The following is a 9,524-nucleotide window of genomic DNA, read 5'->3' on the forward strand; positions in this document are numbered from 1 at the left end:
GGCTGACCACCTCGACCACCAGGCCGAGCACACCGGGCGGCCGCCCGCCGACCCGCAGCGTCACCACCACGTCGCGGACCCGGCCCACCTGGTCACCGGCCGGGTCGAAGACGGCGATGCCGGCCAGGTGCGAGACGAAGACCCGGGGGGCGCCTGCGGCCATACGGGGGCCTCCTCGTGCGTTCGCTGTCCGCCGTCAGGCTACTCCGGGGAGATCTTGTGCGCCCCATGAGGAGGCCCGTACCCCGGCAGGTACGCCGGGCCCACTTCTGCGATACCTTCTGCACCGCCCGCAGCACCCCCCGCAGCACCCCTCGCAGGAGGACGACAACCCGTGTACCCCGCCCGCCGGACCGTCCTGTCCCTCGGAACGCTCTGCGCGGGAACGCTGCTGCTCACCGGCTGCCTCGGCCTCGGCGGCGGCAACCCGGACGCGGGCACCAACGGGGTCGGCAAACTGCCGCCGCAGACCATCGAGCAGCAGGCCAGGACCGCGGCCGGCACGGCCCCGGCGGTACGGCTGGCCGGCACCGTGCTCAGCGACGGCCAGACCTTCCGCCTCGACATGCGGCTGCGCTCCAACGGCGGCGTCGGCGAGGTCACCACCAAGGGCAGCACCTTCCAGCTCCTGCGGGTGGGCGGCAGCCTCTACCTCAAGGCGGGCGCCGACTTCTACGGCGACGGCGGCGACGACAAGGACAGCAAGGCGGCGGCGGCCAAGCTCAACGGCAAGTACGTCAAGGTCCCCACCACCGACCCCGCCTACCGGCAGTTCAGCGGCTTCACCGACAAGAAGACGCTGCTGGCCGACCTCTTCGTCCTGGACGGCACCCTCCAGCGCGGCAGCCACCGCAAGGTCGCCGGCACCAGGACCATCGCCCTGGACGGCTCCCGGGGCGGCTCCCTGGACATCTCGCTGAGCGGCAAGCCCTACCCGCTGCGCTACCAACGCGCGGGCAACGCGGGTACGTTGACGCTCAGCGACTGGGGTCAGGACTTCACCCTGGCGGCGCCGGGCAAGGGCGCGGTGGTCGACTACGGCAGCTCGGTGGGCGCGACGCCCGCCCCGTCGGCGGCGAAGAAGAAGTAGCCGGACCGGGCCCGGTCCACCGGAGCGTCGCAGGGCGGCCTTGGGACGCCCGCGGGGCCGGGGTCTTTGCCGGACGGTCGCCCACTTCGCGCCCGCGGTCCGGTAGTTTCCGAGGAGTTCGGCGATCTTGAGGTGCTGGGCCGATCGGTGCGCCGACCCGGCCCGTTGGGAGGGTGTTCGGGTGAGTGCGGTCGATCTGGTGGAGGTCGCGGCCGGCCTGCGGGAGGCCTGGAGCTCGCGGGTGCTGGGCCGGGTGGGGGACGCCTGCGTGAAGGTGCTGCGCATGGACGAACTGCCGGTCGAGGAGGAGCGGCACGCCGCCGACGAGGCGCTCTTGGTGCTCGACGGCCGGCTGGAGCTGGAAGTGGACGGCGCCCGCGTATCGGTGGGTGCCGGCGAGCTGTTCATGGTGGGGGCCGGCGCCGCCCACCGGGTCCACCCGGGCAGCCGGGGGACGCTGGTCATCGTGGAACTCGCCGGGGAATGAGCCCGAGGCGTACGGAGCGGCGATCGGCCCGCGCGGCCCGCGCGCGATGAATCGGAGCGCCGGGTCCACGCGGAACGCCCGGCCCGCGCGGTGCGCCCGCCTGCGCCGGGTGCGCCGACCCGGCCGGCGGCGGCTACTTCCGGCGGCTACTTCTTCTTGCGGCGCCGCGCCACCAGGCGGGGGAGGCCCGCCGGGATCGGCTGGCGGGTGGTGGCCCCGGTGGGCAGCGGCGGGGCCGCGCCGCTGGCGGCGGGCATCGCGCCGGGGTGTTCGGACGGCGGGCCGTCCGGGGCGAGGCGGAACAGCCCGCACTCGCGGGCCCACCGCTCGGTGACACCCTCGCCGTCGGGCGAGTTGAGGCGTTTGGACTTCAGCTCGGCGGCCGCGCCGCGCCAGGCATCGGAGGCCGGGTCGAGCAGGGCGGCACGGGCGGGCCAGGTGACCAGGCGACCGCCCTTGTCCTTGCTGCGCACGGTCACCGTGGCCGCCGCGCCGTCGGCGAGGGCCGGCGGCAGAGGCTGCTCGCCGGGGCCGGCCACCAGACAGAGCGCCCCGTCGACCCAGGCGTGCCAGACCGGCTGGCCGTTCACCCAGACCAGGCCGGACTTCTTGGTGGCCTCCTCGACGAGGGCGGTCTGCTCGGCGGCGGCAGCGGCGGCGGTCTGCGTGGTCATGGGCGACACCTTAGAGGCTGGTCACGCCCGTCGGCCGTCCGGGGAACGGGACGACAGGTGCTCCAGGTCGCTACGGGCCTTACGCTGAGGGGCGGTCGTCGGCCGCCGACCCGCAACCGCACCCGAGGAGCCCCGTGACCGCCCCGCAGAGCCCTGCCGCCGCCACCGCGGACCTGCCACCGGGCGGCGCCCCGACCGGGGCGGCACAGGGACCCGTACCGGGGCGGCGCCTGGACTTCACGCTGCTCGCGGTGGCCATCGCCGGCGTCTCGATGTCCGCCCCGCTGATCGCCGCCACCGCCGCGCCCGCGCTGGCCATCGCCTTCTGGCGCAACGCGATGGCGGTCGGCGTGCTCAGCCCGGTCGCGCTGTGGCGGCACCGCGGCGAGCTGCGGCACATGGGCGGCCGGGCGCTCGGGCTGTCGGTGGCGGCCGGCGTCGTCCTCGCCCTGCATTTCGGGATGTGGCTGCCGAGCCTCAACATGACCTCGGTGGCCACCTCGACCGCGCTGTGCACGACCACCCCGATATGGACCACCCTCGTCCTGCGCGTCCGCGGCCACCGCCCGCCGGGCCTGGTCTGGGCCGGCACCGGACTCGCGGTGGTCGGCGTCGTCCTCCTCACCGGCCTCGACCTGTCCACCGGCACCCGGGCGCTGACCGGCGACGCGCTGGCCCTGGGCGCCGGCATGGCGGCCGCCGGCTATGTCCTGCTCGGCGCGGAGGTACGGCGCACCGCGAGCACCACCGCGTACACCTTCGTCTGCTACGGAACCACCGCCGTGGTGCTGCTGGCCGCCTGCCTGGTGTCCGGGTCCGCGCTCGGCGGCTACGACGGCACCACCTGGCTGAAGATCGTCGCGCTGACGGTCACCGCCCAGCTGCTCGGGCACTCGCTGCTCAACCGGGTGGTCCGCGGCCTCGGTCCGGCCACCACCTCGACCGCGATCCTGCTGGAGACCCCCGGCGCCGCGCTCATCGCCGCGCTGTGGCTGGGCCAGACCCCGCCGGCCGCCGCCTATCCGGCGCTCGGCGTGATTCTCGCGGGCCTGGCCCTGGTGATCCTCGCCGACCGCCGGAAGGACGCCTGACACCCGGTCGGGCCCGGTGCGTCCCGTCCGCCGTGATCCGGTGCCGTTCGCCCGCCGCTACAGCCAGCCGTTCCGCCGGAAGCCCCGGTGGATGGCGTAGCAGATCGCCACGATCGCGATCAGCACCGCCGGATAGCCGTACTTCCAGCGCAGCTCCGGCATCGTGTCGAAGTTCATCCCGTACACGCCGGTGATCATCGTCGGCACCGCCAGGATCGCCGCCCAGGCGGTGATCTTGCGCATGTCCTCGTTCTGCACGACGGTGGCCTGCGCCAGGTTGGCCTGGAGGATCGAGTTCAGCAGGTCGTCGAAGCCGGTCACCTGCTCGTGCACCCGGGCCACGTGGTCGGCGACATCGCGGAAGTACTTCTGGATCTCCGGGTCGATCAGCCGCATCGGCCGCTCGCCCAGCATCTGCATCGGTCGCAGCAGCGGCGACACCGCCCGCTTGAACTCCAGCACCTCGCGCTTGAGCTGGTAGATCCGCCCCGCGTCGCCGCCGCGCAGGCTCTTGCCGTTGCCCGCCGAGAAGACATCGATCTCGACCTCGTCGATGTCGTCCTGGAGGGCCTCGGTGACGGCGAGGTAGTCGTCGACCACCCGGTCGGCGATGGCGTGCAGCACCGCGGACGGACCCTTGGCCAGCAGCTCCGGGTCGTCCTCCAACTGGTGCCGCAGCGACCGCAGCGAGCCGTGGCCGCCGTGCCGGACGGTGATCACGAAATACCGGCCGGTGAAGACCATCACCTCACCGCTCTCCACCACTTCGCTGGTGGCGGTGAGCTCGGCGTGCTCGACGTAGCGGATGGTCTTGAACACGGTGAACAGCGAGTTGTCGTATCGCTCCAGCTTGGGGCGCTGGTGGGCGTGCACCGCGTCCTCGACGGCCAGCGGGTGCAGGCCGAACTCCTCGGCGATGCCGGCGAACTCCTGCTCGGTCGGCTCGTGCAGACCGATCCAGACGAAACCGTCGGCGCCGTCGCACTGGTCCGCGCTGCGGCCGGCCCGCACGGTGCGCAGCGCTTCGCGCAGGCCGATGTTGTCACTGCACCGGACGCCGTCCCGGTAGACCGCGCAGTCCACCACGGCGCTGCTGATGGCGGAGGCGTCGTGGGTCGGGCCGTAGTCGTAGGACTCGCTGGTCTTGCGCAGGGTGGGACGGACGACTGCGCGCAGATCACGGATCATCGACATGGCAAGCTCCTTCACGGACTGGCCTACGGCATGGCGCCGCACTGAATTGCTGATCAGGACGGGTTGATCACAAGCAGTTCAGGGCGCTCTTCCAGCGCGGAGACGCTCCGCGGGCAAGCCGTCGTATCACGCGTTTCGGGCCCGGAGGGACGGGTATGGAACGCGGAGGCTCAGCGCGCGGGGCGGCACGTGGAAGAGCTGCCGGTACTGCACGGTCGACTGGGATCCATGTCAGTCCCACCTCCTCCGGCCAATCCCCGCTGGGGGATGACGTACGCGCGAAGGGCCCACTTTAGCAAGCCCGCAAGCGCCTGACGCCGAGCTTTGCGCCTTCGATATGCGCTCTATGCTCGCCGTATGGCAGATGTTACGCCGCTGGTCGAGGCTCGGCTGCGCGCCGCCTTCGGGGTGCCCGACGCGCGCGCCTCGGTCACCTTCCTCGGCGCCGAACGTATCGAGGTCCTCCGCTACACCGATGGTGACCTGCGGCGATACGTCACTCTTGGCATGTCCGCGCAGCCGATGGCGGACCCCTTGGCCACCGTCGCCGACGCGGTGCGCGGCCCTCGCGCCGAGCTGCTGCTGACGGTTCGCGCCGGGCGCGGCGCGGACCGCCCCGACACCGACAAGATTCTCCGGCCGCTGGCCGTACTGGCCGCGTCCCCGCAGGTGGAGGGGGTGGTCGTCGCCCCCGGCAACGCACTGGAGATCGGTGAGCCGCTGTGGCCGGGCGCACCCTTCGCCGCGGTGCTGGTCGCCGAGAGCGGCGGGCTCGTCGAGGACCTCGTCCTGGACGAGCCGATGGACCCGGTGCGCTTTCTGCCGCTGCTGCCGATGACCCCGAACGAGGCGGCCTGGAAGCGGGTGCACGGGGCCGCCGCCCTCCAGGAGCGCTGGCTGGCGCACGGGACGGACGTACGCGATCCGGGGCGGATGTCGGTGCGGCTCGCCGATTGACCCGCGCCGGGGCGGGGGTGGTGGTTCGGACGGGTGATCGTCCTTGACGCGGGCACGGTGCCGGAGGACCGTGGGGCGCTATGAGGGGTGAACCCAGTTGCCCGAAGTGCGGTGGCAGGGTCCGGGCGCCCGGAATTTTCGCCGACGCGTGGCAGTGCGACGCCCATGGGAGCGTGCACCCGCTGCAGCCGGTCGTACCGCCCAGCGTCGAGGCGCTCGCGGTGGTCGTGCACCGCTCGCGGGTACCGGTCTGGATGCCGTGGCCGCTGCCCGTCGGCTGGCTCTTCTCCGGAGTCGCCTCGGCCGGTGACGACCGCAGCGGCGGGCGCGCCACCGCGCTGACCTGCTCCGGGCCCGGCCCCCTCGGTGGCCCCGGCGAACTGATGCTGATCGCCGAGGAGTTGGGCGTCGGCCTCGGTGCGCGCTACGCGGGCATCCCCGGGCCCGACCCCGGCCCCGACATGTGCGTCGACAAACCGGCGCACGCCAAGGTGCACGCGGCCGGCCGCCCGACCGCCCTGTGGCAGGTCCACGGTGTCCCCGACGACCGCGCGGTCTTCGCCGGCGAGGCCCTCGGGCTGTGGGTGTGGGCGATCGTCTGGCCCCAGGAGACCGGGCTGCTGATGTACGACGAGCTGGTGCTGACGGATCTGCGGGACGCGGGCGCGGAGGTGGAACTGCTGCCGTGCGGGGCGCTGTCGCCGAGGCTGCTGGCGTAGCGGGCGGTCGGCAACCCTCGGCCGGTGGGGGCCGGCTGTGGGCCGCGCCTGGGGTCCTGAACCGCGCTGCGGTTTGCTCCTGCGAATCGCAGGTCCGGGCGGGAGCTATCCTTATGATCGTCCGCTGATCTTCTGCCGCCCAGGGAGCCCGTACCGTGCGCGTCGACCTGCACACTCATTCGACGGCCTCGGACGGTACCGACACCCCCGCCGAGCTGGTGCGCAACGCCGCCGCGGCCGGGCTCGACGTGGTGGCCCTCACCGATCACGACACGGTCGGCGGATACGCGCAGGCGCTGACCGCGCTGCGGGAGCTGGGCACGGGCCGCGGCGGCCCGGCCGGCTCCGGGCTGACGCTGGTCACGGGCGCCGAGCTGTCCTGCCGGGTGGACGGGATCAGCATGCACATGCTGGCGTACCTCTTCGACCCCGAGGAGCCCGAGCTGTACCGGGAGCGCGAGCTGGTCCGGGACGACCGGGTGCCGCGGGCGCGGGCGATGGTGGCCGCACTCCAGGAACTGGGTGTGCCGGTGACCTGGGATCAGGTCGCCCGGATCGCGGGCGACGGGTCGGTGGGGCGCCCGCACATCGCCACCGCGATGGTCGAACTGGGCGTGGTCGGCAGCGTCTCGGACGCTTTCACGCGGGAATGGCTGGCCAACGACGGGCGCGCGTACGTGGCCAAGGCCGAGTTCGACCCCTTCGAGGCGGTGCGGCTGGTGAAGGGCGCCGGCGGGGTCACCGTGTTCGCGCATCCCGGGGCGCACCAGCGGGGTGAGACGGTGCCGGACGCGGTGATCGCCGAACTCGCCGCCGCCGGGCTGGACGGCCTGGAGGTCGACCACGTCGACCACGACGGGGCGACCCGGGCACGGTTGGCGGGGCTGGCCGCGGAACTGGACCTGCTGGCGACCGGCTCCAGCGACTACCACGGCAGCCGCAAGACGGTGCGGCTCGGCGCGTGCGTGACCGACCCGGAGGTGTACCGCGAGATCGTGCGGCGGGCCAGGGGCGCGGGACCGGTCGGCGCGAGCTGACGGAGGAGCGCCGAGGCGCTCTTCCCGGCCCTTGGGCCGCCCTGTCTCCTTCTCCCCCTTCCGCCCGACCCACGAAAGCCGCTGCCATGTTCGACGTCACCCTGTTCGGATCCGTCTTCTTCACGTTGTTCGTGATCATGGACCCGCCCGGGATAACGCCCATCTTCCTGGCCCTGACCTCCGGCCGGGCCCGCAAGACGCAGCGGCGGATGGCCTGGCAGGCGGCATCGGTCGCGTTCGGCGTGATAGCCACCTTCGGGATATGCGGGCAGCAGATCCTCGACTACCTGCATGTGTCGGTACCGGCGCTGCGGGTGGCCGGGGGTCTGCTGCTGTTGCTGATCGCGTTGGATCTGCTGACCGGGAAGGCGGACGAGCCGACGCAGACGAAGGACGTCAATGTCGCCCTCGTGCCGCTCGGAATGCCGCTGCTGGCCGGCCCCGGCGCGATCGTCACCGTGATCCTGGCGGTGCAGAAGGCGAACGGCGTCGAGCAGCAGGCATCGGTGTGGGTGGCCATCGTCGCCATGCACGTGGTGCTGTGGCTGGTCATGCGCTACTCGCTGGCGATCATCCGGGTGATCAAGGAGGGCGGCGTCGTCCTCGTCACCCGCCTGTCCGGGATGCTCCTGTCGGCGATCGCGGTCCAGTCCATAGCCAACGGGGTCTTCGGATTCATCCACGGCCAGGGATGACCGGCCTGCTGACTGGCGCTGTGACCGGCCGCTGACCGGCGCTGTGACCGGCCGCTGACCGGCGGGGCGGGAGACGCGAAAGCGCCCCGTACTCCATCGGTACGGGGCGCCGTCAGCGGGTGGTGTCTGCCGGGTGATGTCTGCCGGGTGGGTCAGTCCGCGGGGCGGATGTAGATGCGCTGCCCTATGGCGGCGGCCTGCTGCACAATCTTGTCGACGGCGGAGGCGTCCACGACGGTGCTCTCCACCGCGGTGCCGTTGCGGTCGTCGAGCCGCATGATTTCGAAGCGCATGGGGCTTCTCCCTTCGTCGCTCGTTACATGTGTGGTCAACGAACACCCCCTTCGAAACATTCCCTACGCTAACGAAACTCTTTCCGACCTGCACTACTTGCCAGTAAGGGAACGGCCCCAGAACGCCAGCAGCGCGGCGGCGGTCTGCTCCGGGCGCTCCGCGTTGGGGGAGTGCTCGGCGCCCTTGACCACCACGCGCTCGGCGTTCAGCCGCTCGGCCATCGCGTCCATCGACGGTACCGGCCAGGCGTAGTCCACCTCGCCGGACAGTACGAGTTTGGGCAGCCGGACGGCGGCCAATTCGGCCACCCGGTCGGGTTCGGTCATCAACTGCTTCGCGGTGGCGATCAATTGCTCGGGGGAGGTGGTCACCCAGCGGCGGTGCAGGAACTCCTCCAGCCAGGGCGGGGTGTCCTCACCGGCGTCGGCGTCGGCGGTGGGGGTGGCGTCGGCGGTGACGGAGGCGGTGGCACTCTCGGCGTCCATCGCCCGCATGCTCAGCCAGGCCGTCTCCATGTCCATGTTGGGAAGGTGGTCCACCAGGAGCTGGGTGCGGACCTGCTGGGAGGGCGCGATCCGGCCCGGCCCCGAACTCATCAAGGTCAACGACGCCCAGGCCGACGGTCCGGCCGCCAGCACGGCCGCGCGGGCGATGTGGCCGCCCAGCGAATGGCCCAGCAGGTGCAGCGGGCCGCCGGCCAGGGCCGCGCTCTGCGCGATCACGTCGGCGGCGAGTTCCGCCTGCGCGTACGCGGCCTCGTCGCGCGGGCCGTCCGATTCGTGCTGGCCGCGGCCGTCCACCGCGACGATCCGGTAGCCGCCGTCGGTCAGCGGTGGCAGCAGGTCGAGGAAATCCTCCTTGCTGCCGGTGAAGCCCGGTACGAGCAGCGCGGTGCCGAGCGGCGGGGCGTGCTGGGCGGGGGCGGCGTCGAGCACCGCAAAGGAACCGCGGGACGTCTCCAGCCGACGGGCAGACACGTTCTCCGGCAGGTCGAGGGCAGAGGGTCGGCTCATGGGGTGAGATTACGCGCCGTCTATGTCCGAGAGGTTGCCTACCGGTTGTTCCCGCGGCTGCCACCAGCCAGGTCGGCAGCGCCGTGACGTGCGGAACGCCCCGGCCGCGGGGCCGGGGCGTTCGCCGTACGGGTGCGGGTGGTCAGCTCGCGTCGGCCTCGGTGGCCGCGACCTTGCGGGTGCGGCGGCGCGGGGCCTTCGGGGCCTCACCCTCGGCGGCGGCCTCGGGGGCCGTTGCCGGGCGGGAACCTCGGCGACGGCCTTGCGGGTCCG

General features: G+C 72.7%; 11 protein-coding genes and 1 pseudogene. 7 read left to right on the plus strand and 5 right to left on the minus strand.

The window, feature by feature from the left end; translation table 11 throughout:
• Nucleotides 1-163: pseudogene (locus GA0115240_RS38860) on the minus strand (magnesium transporter); the annotation flags it as partial.
• A gap of 171 nt (nt 164-334) precedes the next feature.
• Between GA0115240_RS38860 and GA0115240_RS30635 the strand changes: the two are divergent.
• The gene (locus tag GA0115240_RS30635) at nt 335-1,090 is read left to right on the plus strand and encodes a hypothetical protein (RefSeq protein ID WP_093741743.1); all 756 of its coding nucleotides are present in this window, start codon (nt 335-337) and stop codon (nt 1,088-1,090) included.
• A 181-nt stretch (nt 1,091-1,271) separates the two neighbouring features.
• Nucleotides 1,272-1,577: a cupin domain-containing protein gene (locus GA0115240_RS30640; protein ID WP_093741746.1), complete on the plus strand. Its 306-nt coding sequence runs from the start codon at nt 1,272-1,274 to the stop codon at nt 1,575-1,577.
• A gap of 146 nt (nt 1,578-1,723) precedes the next feature.
• On the opposite strand, the gene GA0115240_RS30645 is transcribed toward GA0115240_RS30640, so the two are convergent.
• Nucleotides 1,724-2,251: a hypothetical protein gene (locus tag GA0115240_RS30645; RefSeq protein ID WP_093741748.1), complete on the minus strand. Its 528-nt coding sequence runs from the start codon at nt 2,249-2,251 to the stop codon at nt 1,724-1,726.
• A 134-nt stretch (nt 2,252-2,385) separates the two neighbouring features.
• On the opposite strand from GA0115240_RS30645, the gene GA0115240_RS30650 reads away from it, so the two are divergent.
• A complete protein-coding gene (locus tag GA0115240_RS30650) occupies nt 2,386-3,342 on the plus strand; it encodes a DMT family transporter (RefSeq protein ID WP_093741750.1) in 957 nt (318 codons plus the stop codon).
• A 57-nt stretch (nt 3,343-3,399) separates the two neighbouring features.
• Here GA0115240_RS30650 and GA0115240_RS30655 read toward each other — a convergent pair whose 3' ends face one another.
• Nucleotides 3,400-4,536 (minus strand): magnesium and cobalt transport protein CorA, encoded by a 1,137-nt coding sequence (locus GA0115240_RS30655; protein ID WP_093741752.1) that lies wholly within the window; start codon nt 4,534-4,536, stop codon nt 3,400-3,402.
• 357 nt (nt 4,537-4,893) lie between these two features.
• Between GA0115240_RS30655 and GA0115240_RS30660 the strand changes: the two genes are divergently transcribed.
• The 4 genes from GA0115240_RS30660 (at nt 4,894) to GA0115240_RS30675 (ending at nt 7,944) form a co-directional block, all read left to right on the plus strand.
• Nucleotides 4,894-5,493 (plus strand): suppressor of fused domain protein, encoded by a 600-nt coding sequence (locus tag GA0115240_RS30660; RefSeq protein ID WP_093741754.1) that lies wholly within the window; start codon nt 4,894-4,896, stop codon nt 5,491-5,493.
• An 80-nt stretch (nt 5,494-5,573) separates the two neighbouring features.
• Nucleotides 5,574-6,212: a DUF6758 family protein gene (locus tag GA0115240_RS30665; RefSeq protein WP_093741755.1), complete on the plus strand. Its 639-nt coding sequence runs from the start codon at nt 5,574-5,576 to the stop codon at nt 6,210-6,212.
• A 155-nt stretch (nt 6,213-6,367) separates the two neighbouring features.
• Nucleotides 6,368-7,249 (plus strand): PHP domain-containing protein, encoded by an 882-nt coding sequence (locus GA0115240_RS30670; protein WP_093741757.1) that lies wholly within the window; start codon nt 6,368-6,370, stop codon nt 7,247-7,249.
• Between the two features lie 86 nt (nt 7,250-7,335).
• Nucleotides 7,336-7,944, plus strand: a complete 609-nt coding sequence (locus GA0115240_RS30675; RefSeq protein WP_093741759.1) for a MarC family protein — start codon at nt 7,336-7,338, stop codon at nt 7,942-7,944.
• A 152-nt stretch (nt 7,945-8,096) separates the two neighbouring features.
• Here the strand turns inward: GA0115240_RS30675 and GA0115240_RS37430 are convergent, their stop codons facing one another.
• Nucleotides 8,097-8,237, minus strand: a complete 141-nt coding sequence (locus GA0115240_RS37430) for a hypothetical protein (RefSeq protein ID WP_093741761.1) — start codon at nt 8,235-8,237, stop codon at nt 8,097-8,099.
• 93 nt (nt 8,238-8,330) lie between these two features.
• Nucleotides 8,331-9,251: an alpha/beta fold hydrolase gene (locus tag GA0115240_RS30685; RefSeq protein WP_093741763.1), complete on the minus strand. Its 921-nt coding sequence runs from the start codon at nt 9,249-9,251 to the stop codon at nt 8,331-8,333.
• Between the last annotated feature and the right edge of the window lie 273 nt (nt 9,252-9,524).

The sequence above is a fragment of the Streptomyces sp. DvalAA-14 genome, from assembly GCF_900091855.1.
Classification (GTDB): domain Bacteria; phylum Actinomycetota; class Actinomycetes; order Streptomycetales; family Streptomycetaceae; genus Actinacidiphila.

Bases quoted from the DNA above. Each gene is read 5' to 3' on its own strand.
- GA0115240_RS30645 (WP_093741748.1), bottom strand. From the start codon at position 2,251: ATGACCACGCAGACCGCCGCCGCTGCCGCCGCCGAGCAGACCGCCCTC.
- GA0115240_RS30655 (WP_093741752.1), bottom strand. From the start codon at position 4,536: ATGTCGATGATCCGTGATCTGCGCGCAGTCGTCCGTCCCACCCTGCGC.
- GA0115240_RS30660 (WP_093741754.1), top strand. From the start codon at position 4,894: ATGGCAGATGTTACGCCGCTGGTCGAGGCTCGGCTGCGCGCCGCCTTC.
- GA0115240_RS30665 (WP_093741755.1), top strand. From the start codon at position 5,574: ATGAGGGGTGAACCCAGTTGCCCGAAGTGCGGTGGCAGGGTCCGGGCG.
- GA0115240_RS30675 (WP_093741759.1), top strand. From the start codon at position 7,336: ATGTTCGACGTCACCCTGTTCGGATCCGTCTTCTTCACGTTGTTCGTG.
- GA0115240_RS37430 (WP_093741761.1), bottom strand. From the start codon at position 8,237: ATGCGCTTCGAAATCATGCGGCTCGACGACCGCAACGGCACCGCGGTG.
- GA0115240_RS30685 (WP_093741763.1), bottom strand. From the start codon at position 9,251: ATGAGCCGACCCTCTGCCCTCGACCTGCCGGAGAACGTGTCTGCCCGT.